The organism is Pseudomonas sp. JAI111, assembly GCF_024809425.1.
Lineage (GTDB): Bacteria > Pseudomonadota > Gammaproteobacteria > Pseudomonadales > Pseudomonadaceae > Aquipseudomonas.
Genome location: NZ_JANUCB010000017.1, coordinates 1 through 26,879 on the forward strand (window position 1 = coordinate 1; position 26,879 = coordinate 26,879).

The 26,879-nt window shown below is 58.7% G+C and carries 26 protein-coding genes and 1 pseudogene; 16 read left to right on the forward strand and 11 right to left on the reverse strand.

Translation table 11 applies throughout. From position 1 onward, the window contains the following. Positions 1 to 149 precede the first annotated feature (149 nt). Together HNR03_RS30930 and HNR03_RS30935 are read right to left on the reverse strand one after the other, a co-directional pair. The gene (locus tag HNR03_RS30930) at positions 150 to 518 is read right to left on the reverse strand and encodes a hypothetical protein (protein ID WP_259158138.1); all 369 of its coding nucleotides are present in this window, start codon (positions 516 to 518) and stop codon (positions 150 to 152) included. 181 nt (positions 519 to 699) lie between these two features. After that, on the reverse strand, positions 700 to 2,130 hold the full coding sequence (locus tag HNR03_RS30935) for an aldehyde dehydrogenase family protein (protein ID WP_259158140.1): 1,431 nt from the start codon (positions 2,128 to 2,130) through the stop codon (positions 700 to 702). Between the two features lie 124 nt (positions 2,131 to 2,254). Between HNR03_RS30935 and HNR03_RS30940 the strand changes: the two genes are divergently transcribed. From HNR03_RS30940 to HNR03_RS30965, 6 genes are all read left to right on the forward strand, one after another. After that, positions 2,255 to 3,157 carry a LysR family transcriptional regulator gene (locus HNR03_RS30940; RefSeq protein WP_259158141.1) on the forward strand — a complete coding sequence of 301 codons (903 nt, stop codon included), beginning with the start codon at positions 2,255 to 2,257 and terminating at the stop codon, positions 3,155 to 3,157. A gap of 294 nt (positions 3,158 to 3,451) precedes the next feature. Next, entirely contained in the window at positions 3,452 to 4,387 is a 936-nt protein-coding gene (locus tag HNR03_RS30945) for a LysR substrate-binding domain-containing protein (RefSeq protein ID WP_259158143.1), read from the forward strand. A gap of 167 nt (positions 4,388 to 4,554) precedes the next feature. Then, positions 4,555 to 6,009: an FAD-dependent tricarballylate dehydrogenase TcuA gene (gene tcuA / locus HNR03_RS30950; protein WP_259158145.1), complete on the forward strand. Its 1,455-nt coding sequence runs from the start codon at positions 4,555 to 4,557 to the stop codon at positions 6,007 to 6,009. Continuing rightward, positions 5,996 to 7,153, forward strand: a complete 1,158-nt coding sequence (gene tcuB / locus HNR03_RS30955; protein ID WP_259158147.1) for a tricarballylate utilization 4Fe-4S protein TcuB — start codon at positions 5,996 to 5,998, stop codon at positions 7,151 to 7,153. The genes tcuA and tcuB overlap by 14 nt, the downstream gene beginning before the upstream one ends. A 48-nt stretch (positions 7,154 to 7,201) precedes the next feature. Next, positions 7,202 to 8,503 carry an MFS transporter gene (locus HNR03_RS30960; protein ID WP_259158150.1) on the forward strand — a complete coding sequence of 434 codons (1,302 nt, stop codon included), beginning with the start codon at positions 7,202 to 7,204 and terminating at the stop codon, positions 8,501 to 8,503. A 323-nt stretch (positions 8,504 to 8,826) separates the two neighbouring features. Next, positions 8,827 to 9,387 (forward strand): YSC84-related protein, encoded by a 561-nt coding sequence (locus HNR03_RS30965; RefSeq protein WP_222587380.1) that lies wholly within the window; start codon positions 8,827 to 8,829, stop codon positions 9,385 to 9,387. Between the two features lie 67 nt (positions 9,388 to 9,454). Here the strand turns inward: HNR03_RS30965 and HNR03_RS30970 are convergent, their stop codons facing one another. The 3 genes and pseudogenes from HNR03_RS30970 to HNR03_RS30980 form a co-directional block, all read right to left on the reverse strand. Continuing rightward, a complete protein-coding gene (locus HNR03_RS30970) occupies positions 9,455 to 9,703 on the reverse strand; it encodes a hypothetical protein (protein WP_259158153.1) in 249 nt (82 codons plus the stop codon). Between the two features lie 217 nt (positions 9,704 to 9,920). Next, positions 9,921 to 10,284 (reverse strand): annotated as a pseudogene (locus HNR03_RS30975) (DUF6124 family protein). Positions 10,285 to 10,767: 483 nt separating this feature from the next. Beyond that, positions 10,768 to 11,340, reverse strand: coding sequence for a cytochrome b (locus HNR03_RS30980; protein ID WP_259158155.1), 573 nt, complete (start codon positions 11,338 to 11,340; stop codon positions 10,768 to 10,770). 206 nt (positions 11,341 to 11,546) lie between these two features. Here HNR03_RS30980 and HNR03_RS30985 point away from each other — a divergent pair, with 206 nt between their 5' ends. From HNR03_RS30985 to HNR03_RS31015, 7 genes are read left to right on the forward strand one after another with little or no spacing between them, the layout of a single operon-like run. Continuing rightward, on the forward strand, positions 11,547 to 12,224 hold the full coding sequence (locus tag HNR03_RS30985) for a thermostable hemolysin (protein ID WP_259158156.1): 678 nt from the start codon (positions 11,547 to 11,549) through the stop codon (positions 12,222 to 12,224). Further along, on the forward strand, positions 12,214 to 13,695 hold the full coding sequence (locus HNR03_RS30990) for an AMP-binding protein (protein WP_259158158.1): 1,482 nt from the start codon (positions 12,214 to 12,216) through the stop codon (positions 13,693 to 13,695). The genes HNR03_RS30985 and HNR03_RS30990 overlap by 11 nt, the downstream gene beginning before the upstream one ends. Next, positions 13,692 to 14,366 carry a TenA family transcriptional regulator gene (locus HNR03_RS30995; protein ID WP_259158159.1) on the forward strand — a complete coding sequence of 225 codons (675 nt, stop codon included), beginning with the start codon at positions 13,692 to 13,694 and terminating at the stop codon, positions 14,364 to 14,366. Before HNR03_RS30990 ends, HNR03_RS30995 begins: the two co-directional genes overlap by 4 nt. Continuing rightward, positions 14,353 to 15,162, forward strand: coding sequence for an SDR family oxidoreductase (locus tag HNR03_RS31000; protein WP_259158162.1), 810 nt, complete (start codon positions 14,353 to 14,355; stop codon positions 15,160 to 15,162). Before HNR03_RS30995 ends, HNR03_RS31000 begins: the two co-directional genes overlap by 14 nt. After that, positions 15,159 to 15,803, forward strand: a complete 645-nt coding sequence (locus tag HNR03_RS31005) for a tetratricopeptide repeat protein (protein WP_259158166.1) — start codon at positions 15,159 to 15,161, stop codon at positions 15,801 to 15,803. Before HNR03_RS31000 ends, HNR03_RS31005 begins: the two co-directional genes overlap by 4 nt. An 11-nt stretch (positions 15,804 to 15,814) precedes the next feature. Further along, a complete protein-coding gene (locus HNR03_RS31010; protein ID WP_259158169.1) occupies positions 15,815 to 16,477 on the forward strand; it encodes a response regulator in 663 nt (220 codons plus the stop codon). Next, a complete protein-coding gene (locus HNR03_RS31015; RefSeq protein WP_259158173.1) occupies positions 16,474 to 17,892 on the forward strand; it encodes an ATP-binding protein in 1,419 nt (472 codons plus the stop codon). Before HNR03_RS31010 ends, HNR03_RS31015 begins: the two co-directional genes overlap by 4 nt. A 121-nt stretch (positions 17,893 to 18,013) precedes the next feature. Here the strand turns inward: HNR03_RS31015 and mqo are convergent, their stop codons facing one another. The 3 genes from mqo to HNR03_RS31030 form a co-directional block, all read right to left on the reverse strand. Continuing rightward, entirely contained in the window at positions 18,014 to 19,660 is a 1,647-nt protein-coding gene (mqo, locus tag HNR03_RS31020) for a malate dehydrogenase (quinone) (RefSeq protein ID WP_259158175.1), read from the reverse strand. A gap of 317 nt (positions 19,661 to 19,977) precedes the next feature. Continuing rightward, a complete protein-coding gene (locus HNR03_RS31025) occupies positions 19,978 to 20,688 on the reverse strand; it encodes a GNAT family N-acetyltransferase (protein ID WP_259158176.1) in 711 nt (236 codons plus the stop codon). 25 nt (positions 20,689 to 20,713) lie between these two features. Beyond that, positions 20,714 to 21,349: a TetR/AcrR family transcriptional regulator gene (locus HNR03_RS31030; protein ID WP_259158178.1), complete on the reverse strand. Its 636-nt coding sequence runs from the start codon at positions 21,347 to 21,349 to the stop codon at positions 20,714 to 20,716. Between the two features lie 164 nt (positions 21,350 to 21,513). Between HNR03_RS31030 and HNR03_RS31035 the strand changes: the two genes are divergently transcribed. Beyond that, the gene (locus HNR03_RS31035; RefSeq protein WP_259158180.1) at positions 21,514 to 21,954 is read left to right on the forward strand and encodes a hotdog fold domain-containing protein; all 441 of its coding nucleotides are present in this window, start codon (positions 21,514 to 21,516) and stop codon (positions 21,952 to 21,954) included. A gap of 126 nt (positions 21,955 to 22,080) precedes the next feature. Here HNR03_RS31035 and HNR03_RS31040 read toward each other — a convergent pair whose 3' ends face one another. Beyond that, complete coding sequence (locus tag HNR03_RS31040; RefSeq protein ID WP_259158182.1) at positions 22,081 to 23,208, reverse strand: diguanylate cyclase; 1,128 nt, start codon at positions 23,206 to 23,208, stop codon at positions 22,081 to 22,083. Positions 23,209 to 23,728: 520 nt separating this feature from the next. On the opposite strand from HNR03_RS31040, the gene HNR03_RS31045 reads away from it, so the two are divergent. After that, positions 23,729 to 24,172, forward strand: coding sequence for a hypothetical protein (locus HNR03_RS31045; RefSeq protein ID WP_259158184.1), 444 nt, complete (start codon positions 23,729 to 23,731; stop codon positions 24,170 to 24,172). A gap of 47 nt (positions 24,173 to 24,219) precedes the next feature. On the opposite strand, the gene HNR03_RS31050 is transcribed toward HNR03_RS31045, so the two are convergent. Beyond that, on the reverse strand, positions 24,220 to 24,789 hold the full coding sequence (locus HNR03_RS31050; RefSeq protein ID WP_259158185.1) for a YceI family protein: 570 nt from the start codon (positions 24,787 to 24,789) through the stop codon (positions 24,220 to 24,222). A gap of 182 nt (positions 24,790 to 24,971) precedes the next feature. On the opposite strand from HNR03_RS31050, the gene HNR03_RS31055 reads away from it, so the two are divergent. Beyond that, positions 24,972 to 25,718 (forward strand): SDR family oxidoreductase, encoded by a 747-nt coding sequence (locus HNR03_RS31055; RefSeq protein WP_259158186.1) that lies wholly within the window; start codon positions 24,972 to 24,974, stop codon positions 25,716 to 25,718. Here the strand turns inward: HNR03_RS31055 and HNR03_RS31060 are convergent. Then, on the reverse strand, positions 25,715 to 26,878 hold the full coding sequence (locus tag HNR03_RS31060; protein ID WP_259158187.1) for an acyl-CoA dehydrogenase family protein: 1,164 nt from the start codon (positions 26,876 to 26,878) through the stop codon (positions 25,715 to 25,717). The genes HNR03_RS31055 and HNR03_RS31060 overlap by 4 nt on opposite strands. Between the last annotated feature and the right edge of the window lies 1 nt (position 26,879).

The window sequence follows — 26,879 nt, forward strand, 5'->3', positions numbered from 1 at the left end:
GACGAGGGCAATTCGCGCTTCAGTCTGCTGGTTTCGCAGGCAACGCCCGTAGCTCTCAACTTTCGACGTATTCAGTGCGTTTTCACACGGCCTGGACCCATAGCAGTCATATGTACCGCATTGATCGACAGAAATGTCCACCGCCAATCCTAAAATCGTGATGGTGGCTCTTTTCCGGCCTTGATATGCGAAAAGACCTGATCTGGATCTGCTTGGCACCAATATCTGAACAGAAGGCGAGGTTCGGTATTTCCGAAATATTGATCCACGATGCTCTCGGGCGGCACGGTCAATTTAGGTTCTGGCCATTGCTGCGCTAAAACACCTATTGGTTTGTCAGACGAAAAAATAATCCAAGTAGCCTTGCCTCCATTGATACCAGGTAAGTAGCCCGCATCTTGTATCACTTCGATTAAGGCACGCAGCGTTGCTGATGGATCGAGTGTGATCGACGTCGCATGGCCTCCCAGATCGTCTCCTGCATGAACGCTATCTCGATCAATGGCGACTTCCAACATGAATACTCCTTTTTTTGCCGCTGTGCTGTCACTGGATCGCCCAGCGTAGAGACATCAGCGGCTACCTGTCCACAGTCTGCTCTTGGCCGATTGTTGCCTGTCGCGACCGGCTGAAAACGGCCAAAAGCGGACGCTGGCTGCCATTCCCCATCCAGTGCTCTCACACAGGAACCTGACCCAGTCATTTCAACGGGTCATACCTGATCAACGTCTTCGGCTCCAAATACGCGCTCATCCCCCACCTGCCCATTTCGCGCCCAAGGCCTGAATGCTTGAATCCACCGAAGGGGGCACGCGGTTCGTGGGCCAGGGTGTTGATGAGCACGCGTCCCGAATCGATCTGACGGGCGACGTTCATACAACGTTCGGAGCTTTTTCCCAGCACCAGGGCGCTCAGCCCATAGTCCGTATCGTTGGCAATGCTGATCGCATCAGCATCATCCTCGTAGGGGATGATCGTCAGCACCGGGCCGAAGATTTCCTCACGGGCGATGCGCATCCGGTTGTTGGCATCAGTGAAGATCGTGGGCTTCACGAACCATCCGGCATGCAAGCCTTCCGGGCGACCTTCGCCACCCGCCAACAACCTCGCGCCTTCTTCCTGGCCGGTACGGATGTAGCGCTGCACCCGTTCCCATTGTTTCTGGCTCACCATCGGACCGATGTCGGTGTCGGCGTTGCGTGGATCGTCCGAGTGAATCTGTGAGACCCCCTCCTTCGCAATCCGCTCGAACTCTGCCAGCCGGCTGCGCGGCACGAGGATGCGAGTGCCCGCGATGCAAGCCTGGCCGCTGTTGAGAAATCCGGCTTGCAGCACCAGCGGCATGACTGCCTGGAAATCCGCATCGTCAAGCACCACGGTGGGCGACTTGCCGCCGAGTTCAAGCGTCACGCGCTTCATGGTGTCAGCACCGGTTTTTAGCAGATGTTGGCCGATAGCGGACGACCCCGTGAACGAGATCTTGGCAACGTCGCGATGACGGGCGATTTCCTCGCCTACAACATCGCCTCGTCCGTTGACGATATTGAATACTCCCGGTGGCAGCCCCGCTTCGTGCAACGCATTGACCACGACCTGCGTCTGCAACGCGCTCATCTCGCTCGGCTTGATGACAGCGGTGCAGCCTGCCGCCAGCGCGGTAGCCAGCTTGTTGCAGATGAAGCCCGCATTGCTGTTCCAGGGTGTGATCAGACCGGTAACGCCCACGGGCGTCAGAATGACCCTGGCCATGCCAACCTGCTCCTCGAAATCGAACGCCTCCAGTGCATCGATTGCTTGCGCGATCACGTCAGTCGGATAAGTCGCCATCCAGCGCCCGCGGACCGCAGGTGCGCCGTATTCCACGAGGATCGCCTCCAGCAGTTCTTCCTCCCTTGCCGCCACGGCCCGGTGCATGCGTTGCAGTGCCGCAATGCGCTCCTCCCGGCTGGTACGAGCCCACGCCGGGAACGCTACCTTGGCGGCTGTGATCGCACGCTGTGCGTCCAGAGCATCTCCCAGCCGAACCTGACCGATGACTTCCTCGGTGCTCGGGTTATGAAGGTCGAACCATTCCTGACCGTGTGGAATGACGAACTCGCCGTTGATGTAGATATGTTCAATGCGTTGCATGGAAACTCCTCGCTCAAAATGACTCGCCTGAATCGAGCCTCTGTGAAGCGAAGTCTAAGAAGAGTTCATTGTTCCGATAAGCTATCCTTTGGCTCATGAAGAATCCGCATTTTCAGGACAATCCATGCACAGAACAGGAATGACCGAACTGGAAGTGGTTCTGGCCGTTGCGCGCCGCAGCAGTTTTCGCGGCGCAGCACAGGAGTTGGGCATGTCCACCACCGCCGTGAGCAGCGCGGTGGCTGGCCTGGAAGCGCGCCTGAAAGTACGCCTGTTCAATCGCTCCACGCGCAGCGTTGCCCTCACCGACATCGGGCAGCGCTACGTGGCACGCATCGCACCTGCGTTGGCACAGATCAAAAGTGCCGGCGAAGAAGCCAGCGTCGGCCCCGATGAACCCAGCGACACATTGCGCATCAATGCACCGAATGGCGCGGCCTACCTGCTGTTGGAGCCGCTATTGAAACAGTACGCTCTGCGCTATCCCGAAGTGCGCATCGACATCGTCAGCGAATCAAGCATGGTCGACATCATCTCCGGTGGCTTCGACGCCGGGATTCGCCTGGCAGAGTCCGTGCCGCAAGACATGATTGCCGTGGCACTGTCAGGTGACATCCGGATGCTCGTGGTGGCAACGCCCGAGTACCTCGAACGCCACGGCGTGCCCGAGCATCCGCGAGATCTGCTCTCCCACCAGAGCATCGGCATGCGCATGGCCCACGGAGGCCTCTACCAGTGGGAATTGGAGCGCGACGGCCAGAAGTTGCAGATGGATCTGCCGGTACGCTTCGCGTTCAATGAGTTGCTGGCGATCAAGCAGGCCGTGTTGTTGGGCCTTGGCATTGGTTTCATTTCCGAGTGGTTCATCCTGGAAGAACTGGCAAGCGGCGCACTGGTGCCGGTGTTGATGCCGTGGTGCCCGTCGTTTGGCGGGTTGAGGCTCTACTACTCGGGCCATCGCTTCGTGCCGGCGCGATTGCGCGCACTGATTGAACTGGCGCACGAGTTGCGGCCCGTTGTGGTTTGATCATGTTTCGCCCGCGCAGACTGGATATTTATAACGTTGGGTTCGCTAGACATGACCTTTACTACCGACAAGCAGCAACATATCGAAGTCACGTCCAAGGCACCCTGGTATGAAATCCAGGATCAGTGACCATTGTCTCGATGAAAGCTTCGGGTCCGCTGCTACCAGTCCTCGACAAAGCCCACGCGCTCAACGGTCAACCCAAACCTGCGACAATGCTGCCTCTTCGTGCTTCGCAGCTTGCGTGGCAAACGTTCAGGTATTTGAATTGCAAATTCACGAGGAGCAGCCACATTGGAATTGAGACAACTACGCTATTTCGTAAAAATCATCGAGCTTGGCAGCCTGGGGCGTGCGGCACTTGAACTGGACGTTGGCGTGTCAGCCCTCAGTCAGCAAATCTCCAAGCTGGAAAGCGAACTGTGCACCCGCCTCCTGAATCGAACCTCTACCGGCGTGACGCCCACTAGCGCCGGACTTGCGTTTTTACACCATGCCCAATTGACGCTACGCCAGGCGGAAAACGCAATCATGGCCGCCCATCGCGGGCGAATGAGCGGTTATGTCAGCGTCGGCTTACCGCCGACCACCGCAACGGTGCTCGCGTTGCCGTTGATCAACGCAATGCGTGCGCGCTATCCGGACATACAACTGCATTTGGTGGAAATGCTTTCCGGCCACTTGGCGGCGCAGCTCAACGCACGGCAAATTGATCTGGCCATCCTGTTCCAGCTCGAAGGGGGTAAACGCTGGAGCGTGACTCCGCTGCTGGATGAAAAGTTGTTTGTCATTGCTTCGCCCAGCCTGCCTCAAGCGCCTTCTGGTGATAGCGTGCAGTTAGCGGACCTCGGCGGCCTGCCGCTGGTGATGCCCAGCGCGCAACATGGATTGCGCTCGGCATTGATGAGCGCGTTCGAGCGGGTCGGGCTAACACCCAATGTGATTATGGAAGTCGACGGTCTCGCTGTGTTGATGAACGCCGTTCGGGCAGGTCATGCAGCAACGATTCAACCGGGGGCGGCCGCTGCATTGAAAGACGGGTCCGGACTTTCACTGGTCAGGATTGCCGATCCCCATGTGGGCCGGCGTAATCTTCTGGCGACGCTGGCTGACGACGAACTCTCTCCGGCGGCGCTGGCAACGCGGTTGGTCATCGTCGATGTGGCGCGACAACTGGTCGTCGACAAACAGTGGCCTGGAGCTACCTGGATAGAAGGTGTTGACGCGTAATCCTCCTTACCCCCGGACACATTAGTCTCTCTTGACGACAAAGCCTTTAGAAAAACTAAACACCCCGAGTCAAACGCAGCCTTTCGGCCACTCTTTCCTCACCCTATCGTTCTCCCCACTCGCAAGGAGCACTTCGTTCCCGCTTCCTTGCAAATCGAGGAGCGATAATGATCGATGTTTTAATCATAGGGGGTGGCAACGCTGCCTTGTGCGCCGCCCTGATGGCGCGAGAAGCCGGCGCCAGCGTGATGCTGCTGGAGGCCTCTCCGAAAATCTGGCGCGGTGGCAACTCCCAACACACCCGTAACCTGCGGTGCATGCACGACGAACCGCAGGACGTGCTGATCGATGCCTATCCGGAAGAAGAATACTGGCAAGACCTGCTGAAGGTCACCAGTGGCCTTACCGATGAAAAGCTTGCGCGCATTGCAATTCGGGCATCGTCCTCTTGCCGCGACTGGATGCGTTCACACGGCGTGCATTTTCAGCCACCGCTGTCCGGCGCGCTGCACGTGGCGCGGACCAATGCATTTTTTATGGGCGGCGGCAAAGCGCTGGTCAATGCCTATTTCCGCAGCGCCGAGCGCCTGGGTGTAAAAGTTCGCTACAACGCGCAAGTGACCGACATCGAGTTGGATGAGGGGAAATTCGTCGCCGCCCATGTGGGCGAACATGAGGTCGATGGTCAGCGTTTCGCCGCAGAACGCATTGAAGCCCGGGCCTGCGTGTTGGCGGCCGGCGGCTTCGAATCCAACCGTGAATGGCTGCGCGAAGCGTGGGGTCAGAACGAACGCGGTGAATGGCCATCGGACAATTTCCTGATCCGGGGCACCCGATTCAACACCGGCATTTTGCTACGGCGCATGCTCGACCTCGGCGCAGATGTGATCGGCGATCCGACGCAAGCACATATGGTCGCAATTGATGCCCGCGCGCCACTCTACGACGGCGGCATCTGCACCCGAATCGACTGCGTATCGCTGGGTGTGGTGGTCAATCGTGATGGCGAACGCTTTTACGACGAAGGTGAGGATTTCTGGCCGAAACGTTATGCGATCTGGGGGCGTCTGGTGGCCGGACAACCCGGTCAGCAGGCGTATTCGATCATCGATCAACAAGCCATCGGCCGCTTCATGCCACCGGTCTTTCCCGGAACTACCGCCAATACTCTGCAAGACCTTGCCCGCCAGTTGAAGCTGCCTCAAGAAAAATTCGTCAAGACTGTCGAGGACTACAACCGCGCCTGCCGTGTTGGCACGTTCGATCACACGGCGTTGGACGACTGCCACACCCAAGGACTGATGCCCGCCAAAACCCATTGGGCGCGGCCATTGGTGAAACCACCTTTCTACGCGTACCCGCTTAAACCGGGTGTCACGTTCACCTACCTCGGCCTCGCCACCGACGAAACCGCTGCCGTGCATTTCAACGGTAAAGCGAGCCCCAACCTGTTCGTCGCGGGAGAAATGATGGCCGGCAATGTTCTCGGCAAGGGCTACACCGCCGGCATCGGCATGGCCATCGGTACCGCGTTTGGCCGTATCGCCGGTGTGCAGGCGGCCGCTTCGGTGGGCTTTGGCGTTTCATCTGTAAACACGGAGTCTCGACATGCAACTGTTTGATCCCCAAGCGTCGGGCGGGTTGATCCCGGTATTGAATCTTGACGAAAGTGAAGTCCAGCGGCAGATGACCATCTGCAATGCCTGCCGTTATTGCGAAGGCTTTTGCGCGGTATTTCCGGCGATGACCCGGCGCCTGGAATTCACCCAGGCCGACATCCATTACCTGGCGAACTTGTGTCATAACTGCGGCGCGTGCCTGCACGCCTGTCAGTACGCCGCCCCACACGAATTCGACGTCAACATACCCAAAGCCATGGCCAAAGTGCGCCTGGATACTTACGCCGAATACGCCTGGCCGCAAGTGATGGGCAGGTTGTATCAGCGCAACGGCCTGACCCTGGCGCTGGCTTCCGGAGGGGCACTGGCGTTGTTTTTATGCCTGACCCTGATGCTCATGGGCAACCTGTACACGGCCATTCCCGGGGGCAACTTCTACAAGATTTTCCCGCATAACACCCTGGCGCTGATGTTTGGCTCAGTGTTTGGCTTTGCGGTACTTGCCCTGACCATGGGTGTACGGCGCTTCTGGCGCAACGTTTCACCGGTCGCAGCGCCACTGCCGTTGAAAACGTCCGCTGCATTGGAGGCTACGGCCAACGTCGCGAAGCTCAAATACCTGGACGGTGGCCATGGCGAAGGCTGCAACAACGCCGACGATCAATTCACCCTGTGGCGACGCCGATTCCACCACCTCACCTTCTACGGCTTCATGCTGTGCTTCGCCGCCACCGGTGTCGCCACGCTCTTTCACTATCTGCTGAAGTGGTCGGCGCCTTATCCGATCTTCAGCTTGCCGGTGATGTTGGGGATTGCCGGTGGCATCGGCCTGCTGATCGGCCCGGCGGGTCTTCTTTGGCTGAACCTGCGTCGCAACCCTGCGCACGGCGATGAGAAACAAAAACCCATGGATCGCGGCTTCATCGCGCTGCTGTTTCTGGTCAGCGCAAGTGGCCTGGCACTACTGGTTTTGCGTGAAACCAGCGCCTTGGGCTTGATGTTGGCGATCCATCTCGGCCTGGTCATGGCGTTTTTCTTGACCATGCCCTACAGCAAATTCGCCCATGGAATATTCCGCAGCGCAGCGCTGCTCAAACACGCGATCGAGAAGCGTCAACCCAACCCGATCAACGCCGGCAGTGACTGACGGTTAAAAACACTCATTCCAAAAACAATAGTGAGCATAACGGTAGCCATGATGAAAACGACAACGGCAACACCCCAAGCCAAGGGGTCCAAATTGGGCGCCATTTTGCGGGTCACCAGCGGTAACTTTCTCGAGCAGTTCGACTTCTTTCTGTTCGGGTTCTACGCGACCTACATCTCTCAGACTTTCTTTCCGGCCACCAGCGAGTTTGCCTCGCTGATGATGACCTTCGCGGTATTCGGCTCCGGATTCCTGATGCGTCCGTTAGGCGCCATTGTGCTGGGGGCGTACATCGACAAAGTGGGCCGTCGCAAGGGGCTGATCGTGACGCTGTCGATCATGGCCACCGGTACCGTACTGATCGCCCTGGTGCCGGGCTATGCCGCCATCGGCGTGGCGGCACCGATTCTGGTGCTGTTGGGCAGGCTGCTCCAGGGCTTCTCCGCCGGAGCGGAAATGGGCGGTGTTTCCGTGTATCTGGCGGAAATTTCCACCCCCGGTCACACCGGTTTCTACACCAGTTGGCAATCGGCCAGCCAACAGGTGGCGATCGTCGTCGCGGCCGCATTGGGCTACACGATCAACGCCACGATGCAAGCCGCCGAGATCGCCGATTGGGGCTGGCGTATTCCGTTCTTCATTGGCTGCGTGATCATCCCGTTCATTTTCATTATTCGCCGCTCACTGGAAGAAACCGCTGCCTTCACTGCTCGTAGCCATCGTCCAACAACTCGTGAAGTTTTTCGCTCGATGCGTGACAACTGGCGCACCGTACTGGCGGGCGGCTTGCTGGCGTCCATGACCACCACCACGTTCTACCTGATTACGGTTTACACACCGACGTTTGGCAGGACAGTGCTGAATTTAAGCACCTCCGACAGCCTGGCGGTCACACTGCTGGTCGGCATCAGCAACTTTATCTGGCTGCCTGTCGGCGGCGCCCTCTCCGACCGCATTGGCCGTCGGCCACTGTTGCTGGCGATATCGTTGCTGTGCATTTTGACCGCCTATCCCGCCATGCACTGGCTGGCAGAAGCGGCAAGTTTCGAACGCCTGCTCGCTGTTCTGCTGTACTTCTCATTCTTCTTTGGCATTTATAACGGCGCCATGGTCGCGGCACTGACCGAAGTCATGCCACAGAACGTGCGGGTAGTCGGGTTTTCACTGGCCTTCAGTTTGGCCACCGCGGTGTTTGGCGGTTTTACCCCGGCAATCTCGACGCTGCTTGTCCAGGCCACGGGCGACAAGGCATCACCTGCCTACTGGCTGATGTTCGCGGCGGTGTGCGGATTCACGGCGACGACGATTCTGTATCGTCGGCAAAAAGCATTGTCAGTCAGAACCGTTTAGTTTCTCGATCGCCGACGCTTACCACGCGTCGAACCACGACGGGCACCGAATTAGAATGGCATGAGGTCGATTACAGTCTTTCGTCAGGGCAGTAATCGGCCAAAATCAGCCCCTCTGACAGCGAACCTTGGCCCTCGCACAGTGGTCACAACCAATGATGGCACCGCGACTGATCAAAGACCCCTCGGTCTGCTCCACTCAAGCGCGGCGCTTGCAAATCACACACTTTAGGGTGCGCCGGATAACGTTCAGTGGGTTCGGTTCTGTGTAACGCAGGCGCGGACTGCTGCTTTCATCCAATGCTCCCTTGTCGGAGTATGCAAATGACTCAATCAATGCGCTTCTTCCTGTCGATCTTCCTCGCAGCGGCATCACTGGCCTCGGCGAGTTTCCTCAACACGGCGGGTGCGGCCACCGCCGAAGATCTGAATGCCGAATCCCGGCAAGCATTACAAATGCTCTACAAGTCCCATCCGTTTTCTGAAACCATCTCGCAAAAAGCCAAGGCTGTGCTTGTCTTCCCGAAAATCATCAAGGCTGGCCTCGTATTCGGTGGTAGCTATGGCGAAGGCGTATTGATGAAGGGCTCGAAAGTAGAGAATTACTACAACTCTGTCAGCGGCTCATGGGGGCTACAGGCAGGCGCCCAGTCGTATGGCTATGTGGTTTTCCTGATGACCGACAAAGCCGTGAAATATGTCGCTGAAACCAAGGGTTGGGAAATCGGCGTAGGACCAACGGTTGTGGTGGTTGATGAAGGGGTTGCGAAGAATCTCTCAAGCTCGACGCTGAAGGACGACGCGTATGCGTTTATCTTCGATCAGCAAGGGTTGATGGCCGGGATCAGCATCGAAGGCACCAAGATTTCGCTGATCAAGCGTTAAAAGCAGTCCAGCAAAAAAGTGAGGGGATGGATTTACTTTCAGGAAAGTAAATCCATCCCCTTTTCAGTCACTTATTCTTCTTCGCCGGCTTATCTGCCTTCTCTGACTTCTTAGTCTTATCTGGCTTGCTATCAGCTTTTTTTGCAGATTTCTTTGGCTCGACATCTTTTTTCTTGTCTTTCTTATCGGAAGATTTCGAAAGAGCCGAGGCCGCAGCTGATTTCTTTGTCGATGAAGACTTTTTGTCTTTCATATCCTTGCTGGCGCTCGAAGCTTCACCTTTGCTTTTTTTGTCGTCTTTAGCCACGTTGATCACCTCTTGGAGTATGCCGGTATTGGCAAAATGCCTGTGCGATTCTCCACAAGCTAATCATTAGGCGAGCGCGTACAAGAGCGGTTCAAATTTTTTGATGCGTCGAGACAAGCTTTGGATGAAGCACCGATACCTGACCGTTGAAATCCCATCGGTAGGTTGTCGATTGACTCGACCCTCTGTGACGCCAGACCAGCCGTTCGTCACAGAGGGAGTTGCCCTACTCCTTCACTTCAACCTGATCCAACGCCTGATTTACCGCCAATTCCCCCAACATCACCACCTGGGTAATTCCCAGCAAGGTCTTGCGGTGTGAGTGGTCCAGCAATGCCGCGAAGTTGCTGAGCATGGTGGTGGCCGAGCCCAGTGATTCGCTGGCGTTGGCCAGCAGGGATTCGGTGTCGTACTTGGGATTGACGAGGAACATGCGCTCGGGCTCGTTGGCCGCGGCCATAATGAGGGCGCCTGGGTTGAGGTAATGGTCGAGAGCACGCTCAGCGGCGTCGTGGAATTTTTTGGAATCGACGGATTCGTAGGGGGGATGCTGGATCGGTATCGGGTGGGTTGGGTGTGGGTTTGGTCATGGATAAAACTCCTGATACGAGTTTATTTGAAAGGGAGCCATCACACTCGCTACCAAACGAAGGTGGCGGCCATACGCGGGTTGGTAGACCGGTCGTATCAGTTCCCGGCGCCCTCGAAAGGACCCCACGCATGGCCACCATAAAAGGTGATGCTATGCGCTGTGATACGAAACCGGGCTACCAAACCCGATCACTGTTTTCCAGTGACCAGGAAACGATATAGCCCACCTCACAGACGCACAAGCCGGCGGATTCTGGCGCACGCGTAGGCAACGACGCAAGACGTTGTAGCCCTTGGGACGTAACACCGGGTGTCTTTAAACGGGCGCCTTGAAACCTGTTTAAAGCATCAAACGTCGGGCGACAATTTCCAGTCTGAAATCGATGGCGTCGGGGCTGACGCCATCGCGAGCAGGCTCGCTCCCACAGGGGATTAGGTTGAATTCAAGGTCTCTGGATGACGATGAAAAGGCTCGGCCGCAATCAGCGCTGACGCTGATTGACGACATCGGAGGATCGGCCCGGCAGCATGCGGGTCAGGGTGTTGTCGCGGACCCAATAGTGATGGAACAGCCCCGCCGCCGCGTGCAAGCCGATCAACCAGTAACCGGCGCTGCCGAGCAGTTCGTGCCAGTGTTTGAACAGCTTGGCCTGGTCCGGATTGACCGCCACCAGCGATGGCAGGTAGAACTCGAAATAAGGCATCGGCTTGCCACTTGCCGAGAGCAGCAGCCAAGCCAGTAATGGCGTGGCGATCATCAGGCCGTACAAGGCGAAGTGCATCAGGTGCGAAATGCCCGTCTGCCATTTTGGCAGTGATGGAGTGATCGGTGGTCGAGGCGTCAGGCGCCCGAGCAAACGCACCCACACCAGCGCAAAAATGCTCAGCCCGAACAAGCCGTGCAGCCCCAGAAACAGGCCCCTGGCGGTGCTCTCCCGGGGCAGTAGCCCCTTGATCTCGATGCAGGCATACACGCCAACGAACAGCGCCAGCATCAGCCAATGCAGGGTGATCGAGAGTTTTCCGTACCGATTTGTCACTGATTCGCGGGTCATAAAGGGCCTCAAAAACGTCATTGCCGGCTGCCGAGTCATTCGCGCATCCGGGGTCCGGTGGGTTACCGCACCGAAGGGCGACACCGTGCCCGCGAAGTCTTAAGGCAATCTGAAGATCGGCACGATAACACCGTGAATTTCACCTTCAGACTCCGTTAAGAAACACCGCCAATACTCCTCCAAAATCTACCCGGAGGCGTCTTCCAATGCTTGATTCTGAATGGAATATTCCTCTGCCCCTGCACTTCGGCCACGCCGAAACGCCACCGATGAATCTGGCCAGGGCGTTACCGGACGACATCGAGCGTCCTGTCTTTGAAGCGTTTATCCAGCATCGCTTTCGCAAGGCCCATGGTGCCGACATTCGTCACTTCATGCCTGAGTTGTTCGGCATGAGCGATGCCTCGGGCACGCTCACAGCAGTGGTCGGTGTGCGATTGGCAAACGCAGAGGACTTGTTTCTGGAGCGTTATCTGGACGAGTCGATCGAACCGTTGATCAGTGCCGCCGCCGAACGTCCGGTGGACCGCGCCGGCATTGTCGAAGTCGGCAACCTGGCTGCCAGCGACACCGGCAGCGCGCGGATGAGCATCATCGCCATCACCTATCTGTTGGCCATGGGCGGCCTGGAATGGGTGGCCTTCACCGGCAACGTCGGCCTGGTCAACAGCTTTCATCGCCTGGGCTTGAAACCCGTGACGCTCTGCGCGGCCGATCCCGAGCGACTGGGCGATGAGCGCCAGCATTGGGGCAGTTACTACGAGAGCAAACCCTGGGTGCATGTCGGGAATATCCGCGCCGGCTTCATCCATCTACGCAACATCGGCATGTTCAATCGCCTGGGGCTACCAACGTCCATCGAGGATTCCAGCCATGTCGCCTGAAACCGAGCGCTTCAAACAGATCCTGCGCAGCCACGCCACACGCAAGCCCGACACCATTGCCTTGTGGGGCGATCAGCTCAAAGTGGATTACTCCGAGCTGTACGCCGACGTGGTGTATCGCCAGGAGCGACTGCGCGATGAAAACGTCAAGGTGGTGGCGTTGGCGCTGGAGAATGGCGTCGAAGCCATGCTCTGGGACCTGGCTGTGTTGTTTGAAGGCCTGACCTGCCTGACGTTGCCGCCGTTTTTCAGCCCGGCGCAACGTAGCCACTGCCTGGAACAGAGCCAGGCCGGGCTGGTGATTGCCGAGCCGGAGCTCGACGCCGAACTTCTGGCGTGTGGGTACGAGAAAGCCGGGGCGTTCTGGCGCCGCTCGTTCAGCGGCCCGGACCGGATACCCAAAGGCACCGCCAAATTGACGTTCACCTCCGGCACCACGGGCACACCAAAAGGTGTTTGCCTGAGCGCCGAAAGCCTTCTGACCGTCGCTCGCGAACTGTATCAAGCCAGCACGCCCACCGATCCACAGCATCATTTGGCCCTGTTGCCGCTAGCGATCCTGTTGGAAAACCTCGGTTGCTATGCCGCGCTTTACGCCGGTGCAACCTTGAGCGTGCCCAGTCAGAAAACCCTGGGAATTCAGGGCGCCAGCGGTGTTGATATTCCACGGTTGCTCGGCTGCCTGATGACCCGTGCACCCGAGAGCCTGATCCTGGTGCCGCAGTTGTTACAGCTACTGGTCAGCGCCGCCGAACAGAAAGCCTACAACCCCGGCGCATTACGCTTTGCCGCAGTGGGCGGCGCGCGGGTCAGCGAAGAATTGCTGCATCGCGCACAACGGATAGGCGTGCCGGTTTACGAAGGCTACGGACTGTCGGAGTGCGCCTCTGTGGTGTGCCTCAATCGACCCGAGGCACGCCGTCCAGGCAGCGTCGGTCGGCCCCTGCCCCACGTCGAGATTCGCCTGGCAGAGGACGGCGAAGTGCTGGTCAAGGGTTCCACCCTGCTCGGCTATCTGGGCGAGGCGCCACACACCGATGAATGGTGGCCGACCGGCGATCTCGGCGAGTTCGATCCCGAAGGTTTTCTCTACCTCAAGGGTCGAAAGAAGCATCAATTCGTCACCAGTTTCGGACGCAACGTCAACCCGGAATGGGTCGAGGCCGAATTGACCCAGCGCCGCCATATCGCCCAGGCCTTCGTCTACGGCGAAGCCATGCCGCACAACCATGCGCTGCTCTGGCCTCAACGCCCGGACTGCACCGATGAAGAACTGGCCACCGCCGTGGCACAGGCCAACGAGGCCTTGCCCGATTACGCCCAGGTCCATCACTGGACCCGTCTGGATCAGCCTTTCACCCCCGCCAATGGCCTGCTCACCGCCAATGGCCGTCCGCGCCGTGACGCCATCGTCGAGCGTTACCGGGCACAACTGTCTGAATCGGTATTTCCCGAGGTATCCGCATCATGAGTTTTTTCGACACCCTGCAAGAAGCCACGCAACAAGAACGCCACACGTTGTTCAACCTGCCAATCATTCTCGACGCCCTTGAAGGCCGGGTCAGCCTGGAAAGCTACCGGGCTTTTTTGACGCAAGCCTATTACCACGTGCGCCACACCGTGCCGTTGATGATGGCCTGCGGTGCGCGTCTGCCAACGCGTCTGGAATGGCTGCGCAAAGCGGTGTGCGAATACATCGAGGATGAATACGGCCACGAACAGTGGGTGCTTGACGATATCGAAGCCTGCGGTGGCGACCGCAACGCCGTGCGCGATGGTCAGCCGAGCCTGCCAATCGAATTGATGGTCAGCTATCTCTACGACTTGATTGCCCGTGACAACCCGGTCGGTCTGTTCGGCATGGTCAACGTGCTCGAAGGCACCAGTATCGCCCTCGCCACCCACGCGGCGGGCAGCATTCGCGAACGGCTGGACTTGCCCGAAAGCGCTTTCAGCTACCTCAGCTCCCATGGCGCTCTGGACATTGAACACATGCAGACCTATCGCCGATTGATGAACACGCTCGAAGACCCGGCCGACCAGGCCTCCGTGATTCACGCCTCCAAAGTGGTGTACACGCTCTACACCGACATGTTCCGTGGCTTGCCGCGTAACGGGGAGAATCTGCATGCGCCTGTCTGAGGCTCGCGTGGTATTGACCGGCGCCAGTGGCGGCATCGGCCTGGCAATCGCCACCGCCCTGTGTGCCAGCGGCGCCCGGGTGTTGGCGGTGGCTCGGCACAAGGAACCGCTGACGCCCTTGATTGAACGTTATCCGCAGCAGTTGTGCTGGATTGGCGCGGACCTGACCGTGCTGTCCGACCGGCGCAAAGTGCTGAGCGCGGCCGAAGCCATCGGCGGGATCAACCTGCTGATCAACGCCGCCGGGGTCAACCACTTCGCCATGCTCGAACAGTTGGAGGACAGCGACATCCACGCCATGCTCGCGGTGAACATTGGCGCGCCCATTTGCCTGACCAAAACCTTGCTGCCGCTGCTCAAACAAGCCGACAGCGCGATGGTAGTAAACGTCGGTTCGACTTATGGCTCTATCGGCTACCCCGGTTACGCCAGTTATTGCGCCACCAAGTTTGCCTTGCGCGGGTTTTCCGAAGCCCTGCGTCGGGAATTGGCGGACACCCGGGTCAGCGTGCTCTACGTCGCACCGCGCGCCACCCGTACCAGCATGAACAGCCCGGCGGCGCAGGCCTTGAACGATGCGCTCAAGGCCAACGTCGATGACCCACAAACCGTCGCGTCCGCCGTGATTCATGCAATCGCCGGTGATCGGCGCGACTTGTACCTGGGCTGGCCGGAACGCTTTTTCGTGCGCCTCAACAGCCTGCTGCCGCATCTGGTGGATCGAGGCTTGCGCAAGCAATTGCCACTGATTCGGCGCCTGAGTCACAAGCCCGATAACGAGAACCTCGAACCATGAAAAAATTCATCACATGCCTATTGTTGGGGGTCTTGAGCCAAAGTGTCTGGGCGCTGGACCCCACCGACCAGCAACGCCTCAACGGCATCCAGCAAAGCTGGGCGCACATTCAATACGAGGTCCCCGAAGCGCAGCGCACCGCCGCGTTCGAAAAACTGTCGGCCCAAGCGTCGGCCTTCACCCAGGAACGCCAATCGGTCGCCGAAGCCTGGATCTGGTCCGGCATTGTCAAAAGCAGTTGGGCGGGCGCACAGGGCGGCCTCGGCGCGTTGAGCAAAGTGAAGGCGGCAAAAGCCGATTTGGAGAAAGCCCTGTCCCTGGACCCCAAAGCCCTGCAGGGCTCAGCCTATACCAGCCTCGGCGCGTTGTATGATCGTGTCCCGGGCTGGCCCATCGGTTTCGGCGATTCGGACAAGGCCGAACAGTTACTCAAGCAGGCCTTGCAACTCAACCCGACCGGCATCGATAGTCTGTACTTCTGGGGCGATCACCTTTACCGTCAAAAACGTTACGCCGAAGCTCGGACCGCGCTGCAAAAAGCCCTGCAGGCCGAACCAAGACCAGGCCGGGAAACCGCCGACGCGGGCCGGCGCAAAGAGATCGCAGCGTTGCTGATGGACGTTAACAAGAAACTCGACTGACAGGAGTTCGTGTGCGCTTATTACTGATCGAGGATGACGTGGCTTTGGGCGAAGGCATCCATCAGGCTTTGGGCCGTGAGGGCTACACCGTCGATTGGCTGCAGGACGGCGCGAGCGCTCTGCATTCATTACTCAGCGAAAATTTTGACCTGGCGGTGCTCGACCTCGGCCTGCCACGCATGGACGGGCTCGAAGTGTTGCGGCGCTTGCGTGACAGCGGGTCCAATCTGCCGGTGCTGATCCTCACCGCTCGGGACGCGACCGAAGACCGCATTGCCGGGCTGGATGCCGGGGCCGACGATTACCTGATCAAGCCCTTCGACCTCGCCGAACTGAAAGCGCGCCTGCGGGCCTTGTTGCGCCGCAGTGCCGGTCGCGCCCAGCTGTTGATCGAACATGCTGGAATCAGCCTGAACCCCGGCACCCAGCAAGTCAGCTACCAGGGCGAACCGGTGGCGCTGACCCCCAAGGAATACCAGCTGCTGCACGAATTGCTCTCGCCGCCGGGCAGGGTCATGACCCGCGATCACCTCATGCAGTTGCTGTATGGCTGGAACGAGGAAGCTGAAAGCAACACCCTGGAAGTGCACATCCATAACTTGCGCAAAAAATTCTCCACCGACCTGATCCGCACCATTCGCGGTGTCGGTTATTTGGTGGAGGAGCGTCGATGACGTCGATCCGCCGCCGCACGCTCACGCTGATCATCGGCCTGATGCTGGTGGGGGTGGCCGTGATCAGCCTGTTCAACCTGCACGACAGCAATCACGAGATCGCCGAAGTCTACGATGCCCAACTGGCCCAGAACGCCCGGCTGTTGCAAGGTGTGATGCGCATGCCGATGGCCGGCAATCAACACGCCGATCTCTACCAGGCGTTCAACAAGGCGCTGGGCGAAGCGGAACCCCGGGTCGACGGCCATCCCTATGAATCCAAACTGGCCTTTCAAGTCTGGAGCCACAACGGCGAAGTGCTGGTGCACACGGCGAGCGCGCCCTCCTTCAGTTCGCCGCCGGCAACTCCAGGATTCAGTGACGTGGTCGATCTGAACAATCGCCACTGGCGCGCATTCCTGCTGCTGGATAAACAAAATGACTTGAGGATCTGGGTCGGCGAACTGGACGATGTGCGTGCGGACCTGGTGGATCGGATCGTGAGCCATACCCTCTGGCCCAATGTGTTGGGCAGCCTGATCCTGGCGGCGATGATCTGGATGGCTATCGGCTGGGGCCTCAAGCCACTGGAAAACATGGCGGCAACGTTGCGCGCGCGGCACAGCGGTTCGCTGGAGCCGTTGCAACTGAACCCGTTGCCCAGTGAACTGGAGCCGATGCAAGCGGCGCTCAACCGCATGCTCGCGCAGATTCAGGAAGTGCTGGGCCGCGAACGACGCTTCATTGCCGATGCCGCCCACGAAATGCGCACGCCTCTGGCCGTGTTGCGCGTGCATGCACAAAACCTGCTGGAGGCCGGCACCGAACAGGAGCGCCGAGAATCCTTGCAATTTCTGATTGCCGGCGTCGACCGCACCAGCCGCCTGGTCAATCAGTTGCTGACCATGGCGCGCCTTGAACCCAAAGCCCTGGCGCCGGTGTTAACCAGCATTGACCTGGCCGAAACCGTACGCGACAGCCTGGCCCAGCTCACTCCCTGGCTGCTGAGCAAAAACCTTGAGCTGGCCTTTGACGTCACCGACCGCCCTTTTAAGGTGGTAGCAGACGCCTCCGCCATCGACATCGCCCTGAACAACCTGATCAGCAATGCCGCCAACTTCTCCCCCGAACACGGCGTCATCACCGTGCAGTTAAACCAGGCGGACGGTTTCTATACGCTGAGCGTCGAGGATCAAGGCCCGGGCATCGACGAAGCGGATCGCGGGCGATTGTTCGAGCGTTTCTACAGTCGCGGCAATGCTCACGGCGCCGGACTGGGCCTGACCATCGTCAACACCATCGCCACCCGACTGGGCGGACGCATCACCTTGGTCAACCGACCGGAAGGCGGATTGCGCGCGACGCTGTCGATTCCCGATGGCGAGTCCCACAACCCTTTGCAGCGCTCTACGCGCGAGCTGCCGCCTACGGTTTGAGGGATTACCAGCGAGATTTACATCATTTCGTCTGCGACGCGTGACGCGCTAACACTGAATCCCGCCCATAAAAAAGCCCACTGACCGTCACCGGTTCAGTGGGCTTTTGACTGACTTCTACTTACAAAGCCATGTCACTTGCAGCATTAGCCTTTGCGGCCTTTGGCGCTTCAGCCGGAGCAGCAACCGGAGCCGCTACCTGACCAATCGCCGGCGGCGGAGTCAGTTGCAGCACCTTGGCGGTGTAAGCCCACTCCTGCGCAACCTTCTCAGGACTGCCGTTCAGTTGAGTGCCATAGCTCGGCACGATCTGATGCAGTTTTTCCTGCCAGGCAGGCGTTGCAACCTTGTCCTTGAACACTTTCTGCAGCACGGTCAGCATGATCGGCGCAGCGGTCGATGCACCCGGCGATGCGCCCAGCAGGCCGGCGATGGTGCCGTCTTGCGAAGCAACGATCTCGGTGCCCAGCTTCAGCACGCCACCGGCAGCTTCATCGCGCTTGATGATCTGCACGCGCTGGCCGGCTTGCCACAGGCGCCAGTCTTCGGCTTTGGCGTTCGGGAAGTATTCTTTCAGGGCGTTGAGACGGTCTTCATCAGACAGCATCAGTTGGCCGGCGAGGTACTCGACCAGCGGGTACTCCTTGATGCCGACTCTGGTCATTGGCCACACGTTGTGCGTGGTCGTGGTGGTCAGCAGGTCCAGGTACGAGCCTTCCTTCAGGAACTTGGTGCTGAAGGTCGCGAATGGGCCAAACAGGATAACGCGCTTGCCGTCCAGGACACGGGTATCCAGGTGCGGAACCGACATTGGCGGTGCGCCAACGGAGGCTTTGCCATAGGCCTTGGCCAGGTGTTGCTCGGCGATGGTCGGGTTGTCGGTGACCAGGAACGAGCCGCCTACCGGGAAGCCTGCGTATTCCTTGGCTTCAGGAATGCCGGACTTCTGCAGCAGGTGCAGTGCACCGCCACCAGCGCCGATGAAGACGAACTTGGCGTCGGTTTCGGTCTTGCTGCCGTCTTTCAGGTTTTTGTAGCTGACGCGCCAGGTGCCGTCTGCGTTCTTGGTGATGTCTTGCACTTCGCTAGACAACTTCAAGTCGAACTTCGGCGTGGTTTGCAGGTGCGCGACGAACTGGCGGGTGATCTCGCCAAAGTTCATGTCGGTGCCGATCGGGCTCCAGGTGGCCGCGACTTTCTGGTTCGGGTCGCGCCCTTCCATCATCAGCGGAACCCACTTCTTGATCACCACCGGGTCTTCGGAGTACTGCATGCCGGCGAACAGCGGGCTCGCTTGCAGGGCTTCGTAGCGCTTCTTCAGGAACTTGATGTTGTCATCGCCCCACACAAAGCTCATGTGCGGCGTGGAATTGATGAACGAACGCGGGTTCTTCAGCACGCCTTGCTGAACCTGCCAGGCCCAGAACTGACGGGAGATCTGGAAGGCTTCGTTGATTTCAATGGCTTTCGTGATTTGAACTTTGCCGTTCTCGTCTTCCGGCGTGTAATTCAACTCGGCCAGGGCGGAGTGTCCGGTACCGGCGTTGTTCCAGCCGTTGGAGCTTTCCTGGGCGACGCCGTCGAGGCGCTCGACCATTTCCATCGACAGGTCAGGTTCAAGCTCATTGAGCCAGACACCCAAGGTGGCACTCATGATGCCGCCGCCGATGAGCAACACATCGACCTTCTTTGCCTCTTCCGCGTGAACGGACGTGATCCCCATCGACAAAGCCAGCCCCAACAGGGCTGTGTTCATTTTCTTAAACATCTGTAGCACCTATGATAAAACGCCATCCGCCCTTCCATCCTCACAACGAAACCCTCGTTTCACGGCATTCAGGCAGGATGTCGTGGGGTGCTTGCGTATAAGGATTGGAGGGTGGGCACACAAGGCCGACGTGTCTCCATCGACCTCAGTTATATGTCCCTACTGAACTGACTTTTTATCATTATTGGCTTCAGCTACTTGAGCGACATTGATCCTGTCGGCACGTCTCAAGGACGGGCAAACTGAATAGGTCAAACCAAGTTGGCGCGCAGAATATCACGGCTAGATGACCGCGCGCTCTCGAAAGGACTTGAGAGTCATTCAAGACGCGGTTCGTTTGCCGCGTTGAGGCCTAAACGATTCAGCACAAACACCTTGGCGTTGTGGGTCATTTGGTCCAGATGCCGGTCGCGCTGCTTTTCAGCATCAACCATCACGCGCTTTCCATGTTTTTGCAGCAAGTAGTGATGTATCTGCCGGACCTCCAGAGAACTGTAGATAAATGTGACATCCAACAGTCCCATCAAGCCTTCGCTGCTGTGGTCGCGGGTGTTCATCAGCACCTGCGTGCCACGCACGCCGAGCACCTGAAACCCCATCGACTCAAACCACGGTACCTTGGCCACTGTGCAGGTCAGTTCGGCGTGCGGATAGCGACCGATCATTTGGCGCAGCATGGCGCGCGCTACACCGCGTCGACGGTAGCTGGCGTCAACGGCCATATAGGCCACGCCGCACGCGTCGGGATCGTCCTTGACCGGCAGGTACAGCAAAAAGCCGATGACCTTCTCGGGGTCGTCTTCGTCGGTGGCGACGATCAACTCGACCGCAATGCCTTTGCCGCCGCCAAGGGCTTCCAGGTACAGGTGCACTTCGTAGCCCACCGCGTACTGGTACACGTTGTACAGCGGGTTGCTCGGCGCGATGCCGACCATGCTGATGTCGGTCAGGTTGACGACGACCAGCTGCAGGATCTGGCTGTTGATGTGCTCCGGGCACGGGACCTTGAAGTGGGTGAGGTGCGGCATTGAAATTCTGACTCCGGGAAAAGACTTACTGGGCATCGGCGTGGCTATTGTCACAGATTGATCGCCACGCCGCTTCCGCCAGCAATTCCCTGTAGGCCTTCGGACTGGCTGTCACCCGGCCCGACAACCATGCCCGGCAGTAACTGTCCGCCTGGCCGATGATCAGCGACGGCAACAATTCGGCCGGAAAGGCCTTCAACTCATCGCGCCGACCAGGCTCTGCGAGCCACTGCCCAAGCTTTTGGTTGCGTGTCTTGTTGCGGCTCGCCAGCTCTTCCTTGAACGGTCCTTTGGTGACGGCGAATCGGGCGTGGTACTGGAAGCGCGCCCACTCGGGCTGGCTGTCCACCCAATCGACGTAACTGTGCACCAACGCGTGCACGCCCTCTTCGGTCGTCGAGGCCTCTGCAAGGTAGCGGTCGCGAAGCAACGCCTGATCGTCCAGCGCGGTGAAAAACAACGCGGCCACCAGGCCTTCCTTGTTGCCGAAGTGATGGTAAATCGCGCCCACGCTGGTATCGCATTCGGCGCGAATCATTTCGATGGTCGTGGCCTCGATCCCTTGTTCGTTGAACAGGGCCAGGGCCTTTCTGAAGATGTCGCGCTTGAGTTCGGCTCTTCTGCCGGGGTAGCAGCGCTCGAGTAAATCTGCGGTTTCCATGCTGAACACAGGCCAAAGAAAATCCATGACAAGGCAGTCGACTGCCCATAAGTAAGCCGCGCTAGGTTGACAGATTTCGTCGTAACAGAATACTGTTCCGTCACAGAACATTATTCTGTTACGGAACATCATTCTGTAAAACCACCCCATAGTGAGGCTTCAACATGAGTCAGGTTCTCAGCATGTTCAACAGCGTAGGCCCACAAGCCTTCAGCAAAATGGCCTGCCAGATGGCGCCCTATTTCACCACCATCAACCCGCTGATCTCGGCGCTGCGCCCCGGGCATGCAACGGTGCAGGTGCCCTTCAGCCGCGAAATCACCAACCACTTGGGCACGGTTCACGCGATTGCGATGTGCAACGCCGCCGAACTGGCCGCCGGGACGATGACCGACGTGTCCATCCCCGCTGGCGCGCGGTGGATTCCAAAAGGCATGACGGTTGAATACCTGGCCAAGGCCAAAACAGACGTGACAGCGGTGGCCGACGGTGAGGCGGTGGATTGGCAAACCGAAGGCGACAAGATTGTGCCAGTGGACATTCATGACGCCGAGGGCAAGAAAGTGTTCACGGCGCGGATCACCATGAACGTGAAGCTTTCTTAAGAGCTCGCAGATCTGTCGGCAGGTGCGGCCAAGACGGGCGGCGGGCAACCGCCGCCTTATTGCGCCGCACTTAAAGGCAATGGAAGAGGAAGACTGGTTTTATTAATCGGTGAATGGAAACCGCCCCTACTCCGACACCGCCACCTGATTACGCCCCCGGGCCTTGGCCCGGTACAGCGCTTTATCGGCATTGTTCAGCAAGCTTTGCAGGTCATTGTCGCTGGCTTCCATTGCGGCCACGCCGAGGCTGGCGGAGATGCGGTGAACCGGGCCAGTCATCAAGCCGCTGATGGAGTGGATCAGTTGTTCGGCGATCGTCAGTGCTACTTCAATCGAAGTGTCCGGCAGCAGGATCGCAAACTCCTCCCCACCCAACCGGCCATAGACATCCGTTTCGCGAAAAGAGCGATGGATGACCACGCCCATTTGCCGCAGCACCTGATCCCCGACCTGATGCCCGTAGGTGTCATTGATATGTTTGAAGTGATCCATGTCCAGCATCACGGCGCACAAAGGCAGGCGCTTGTCTTTGCAGTCATAGAACAATTGTTGTGCGTGCTCGAAAAAAGCCCGGCGGTTTTTCAGGCCGGTCAGTTCGTCGGTCTGGGCCGCATGCGTGGAAATGTGATGAGCGTGTTCCATCTCACGGGTTAATTGAAAGGCTGTTGCCAGGGCTTCGGACAATTTGCGGGTCGCGCTGGCCACGAATGAGGTAAACACCAAAACCGCCAACGCCATTCCGATTTGCATCGCCGAGGGTTGAAACAGCAACCAGAAGGTGCAGGGCAACAAGACCAGGCCAATGGCCGAGAGTGTCATGTAGCGATGCGCCGAGTAGCACGACACTGCACTGACCGACATGCCAACGGCAAAGAGCATGACCAGCGCCTGGGCCAACAAGTCATTCGCCGGCATGACCGCCAGAGCGCCCGCGCCCCATATGCTGGCGGATAACATCAACGTGACCCAGTATCTACGCTCCCAGCGTTGCGGGGTGCGTTCACTGTCTGGGCAGCGAAACCAGGCGATGAACATCGAGATGCGCAGCAACGACGAACACGTCAACAAGCCTATCCACCAGAAAATGACGCCGTGGTCGAAGCGTTGCCAGCACAGCCCGCACAGCATGATCGCGGCGAGGTAACTGCCGAAAACCGCCGCCACGGATTGGTGGAACAACTGGTGCAGCCGGTCACTGCGCACCTGCGCTGCGATGGAAGTATCCTGTTCGTGCCGAAGTCCTGGGCCACCCATTTGATCCGCCTGATCATGATACTGCGACAAAAAAGCGATTGTGGCATCCTGCCATACAGGTAAACAAACGAATAACACTCGGCGCAGGCTCGTCCACTCACGGTGATGCGCCATACCTCAACTTGCAGACGTATAGCGCCAATCGCCAAAAAAAGTAATAGCACACAAGTGCGTCCCCCACGCCTCCACTGAGGAAAGTGCAGTCGATGGATGCCAGAAATCGACCGTGAGACAGAGGGTCTGTATGCCCGCGAGGATGAGGTCCGCAATGATGCGGATTTCTCAATGGAAATGCGAACAAAGGTGCAATACCTTGTAGAGGTGAGACTTTCCCGTCGCCTTCAACTTCGGGGTGAGAGGACATCGTTGTTTTTGACGTCACTTCAACGCTGTCTGATCTTGAAAAGATTTGCGGTAGCTTCCCCCTCGACGCCCGATGCCTCGCATTGAGTGTTTGTGTATCAACGACGGGGACTTTCGCTCACGACAATGCCCCCCTTGACTGTCGAGGTTGCTGGATGTGAGAGGCCAATTGATTGGTATCGTCATCACCCTGGCCGTGATGAGTGCGACAACCCATGGTTTCATGCAATGGAGAGCAGCCGAGAGCGTACGCCGTGATGCCGTGTGCAAGGCCGCGCAGCAGCACATGGAAACCCTGGGCATTCGAACGCGGGCAATGGCGGCTGGACTGTCTGTCGACGCTTACGCCGAAGCCGAGAAAGCCCAAGTCGGCAAATTGGTCAGCGCCCTGGATACGGCGAAAAATGACGCAGAGATCGAAGCCGTCATTGACGCACACGCAGCCGAGTTGCAAGCGCAGGACGCTGCAACCGACGCGGTACTGGAAAACCAGCGAAGTCAGCAATTCCTCGAACAGACACTCAAGAAACAACGCATCACCGCAGACATCAAACAGGAAATTGAACGCGCCGAGAAAGCCGTAGCCGAGGCCTGTCTCTAACCGGCTCGATCAGTTTTTTCCTGCGCCCTCCCCCCGGATCTTCTGAGTCACCGCTGCGGTGCAACCATCCGGAAGCGGATATTGATGTCGTCGGAAACAACCGTATCAGCCCACTCCCCCTCCCCGATCTTGAAGTCGCTGCGCTTGAGCACCAACCGACCATCAAAAATGCCGATACCTTTTTGGGTCCTCAGCTCAACGGGCACCTGCACCACACGCGTGACACCCCTGAGCGTCAGTTTGCCGGTGATTGAGTAGTGACGAGCACTCAGGGTTTTCACGCTGATCGATTGAAACGTACCCACCGGATACTGCTGCGTATCAAACCAGGCAGGCTTTTTCAGTTCGGTGTTGGCGTCCTCGCTGCCGGCATCGATGCTGTCAAGATCGATGGTCAGAGCGGCATGGGCTGCGGCCGGGTCGGCCGTGTCGAAATCGAGCGTGGCCTTGAAAGAGCCAAAAGTGCCATACACCTGCGAGCTGAACTGGTTGTAGGTAAACGAGATTTTGCTGGCGGTCTCATTGACTTGCGAATACTGGACCGCTTCGGCACAAGGCAAGACGCCGAAAGTGAGCGCGGCAGCCATCACGGCGAACTGCGCGAATCGATGCTTCATGGGGGACGCTCCGGTCGTGGCACCCACCGGCCAACGATAGGTGGACTAAAGCAAAGAACTGCGATTTATGCCACCCGGCATCTAGCCCCTGACCACCGGTCGGCAACGTGAGCTCGCGACCGATCCTTGCGCCCAGGCGGGTGTTTAATTGTCCAGGCACTCACCGCATCAGGAGACCGGACATGAAAATCGTGGTCATCGGTGGCACAGGCTTGATCGGTAGCAAACTGTGCAAGAACCTGCAGGATCTGGGACATGAAGCCCTCGCGGCGTCTCCCAGTACCGGCGTCAATGTCATCAGCGGCGAAGGGCTGACACAGGCATTGAAAGGCGCGGATGTGGTCGTCGACGTGGCGAACTCACCCTCCTTCGAGGACCACGCCGCGTTGCATTTTTTTGAGACCGCCGGGCACAACCTGTTTGAGGCGGAGAGGATCGACGGCGTCAAACACCATGTCGCGCTGTCGGTCGTTGGCACCGAGCGCTTGCTCGACAGCGGTTACTTCCGGGCGAAAATGGCTCAGGAAAAGCTCGTCAAAAAGTCGCGCATTCCCTACACCATCCTGCGGGCCACGCAGTTCTTCGAGTTTATCCATGCCATTGCGCATTCCGGGCGCGAGGAAAGCAACACCCTTCACCTGCCGTCCGCCGCGTTGCAACCGGTGGCGTCGGCCGACGTCGCAGCGGCACTGACGGAAATTGCATTGAAAGCGCCGAGCAACCAGACCGTCGAAGTGGCGGGCCCCGAAAAACGCCCGCTCGTGGAATTCGCCAGCGACTACCTGAAACACACCAAGGACCCGCGTCAGACCGTCACGGACGACACGGTTCCTTATTTTGGTGCGCCGATCGATGACCAGTCGCTCACGCCGGGCGCCAACCCCATCGTCGGCGCGACCCGGTTTGCGGACTGGCTGAAGAGCACCTAGGCGACCTGCTGGCCGGCGGGACTGACCTGCATCAGCTTCGCGTAAGCCTGCAGGTGATGGTCATCGTCACCCCATTGACGAGCCACCATCAGCAGATGCTTGGCGTGGTGTGACAGCGCGTATTCCCAGGTCAGGCCGATACCGCCATGCAGCTGAATGCCCTGATCAGCGACAAACCGGCTGGCGCGGCTGACGATGAACTTGGCCGCCGCGAGCGTGCGGCTGCGCTCGTCGGTGTCGGCTTGATCGGCCACGCAGGCTGCCAGCAGGGTCATTGAGGTGGCCTGGTCCAGTTCGATGCGCATGTCGACCATACGATGCTGCAACGCCTGGAACTTGCCGATCGGCTGCCCAAACTGCTTGCGGGTCTTCAAATAATCGAGGGTCAATGCACAAGCCGCCTCCATGCTGCCCACTGCCTCGGCGCATTGCGCCGCGATGCAGCGGCCTTGCTGATATCGCAGCGCGGGCAACGCCTGGCCCATGTCACCCAATACCTCGTTGCTGCTGACGAACACGTCCTCAAGGTAAAGCTCGCAGGCCATGCGCCCGTCCATGGTGGCGAACGCGCGACGGCGCACGCCGGGTGTTTGTGGATCGAGCAAAAACAGGCTGATGCCCTTCTCGTCCCGCTCACCGTGGCTGGTACGCGCCGAGACCAGAATCAGCCCGGCGCTTTGACCGCCCACCACCACCGACTTGCGACCATTGAGTTTCCAACCGCCATTGACCGGTTCGGCGGTGGTGAGAACGTCATGCAACTGGTAGTGACTTTGCGGTTCGTCGAGCGCCACCGCCATTTGCAGGCTGGCGTTGCCCAGTGGTAGCAGCAGCGCTTGTTTTTGCGCCTCGGTGCCCAACTGTGCGACCAGGCCGCCGGCGAAAATCACCGAGTGCAGATACGGTTCCAGGCACAGCGCGCGCCCCAGCTCGGTCATGATCAGCATGTTCTCCACACCGCCGCCGCCGAATCCACCGTACGCCTCGGCGAATGGCACGGCGCATAACCCAAGCTCACCCAGTTGCTGCATGAACGGGCCGCTGAAGCCGTGTTCAGTGTTGCGGTACTGTTCGCGCTGCTCGAAACCATAGGTGTCACGCACCAGGCGCGCCGCCGTGTCTTGCAGCATCAGCTGCTCTTCATTCAATTTGAAGTCCATG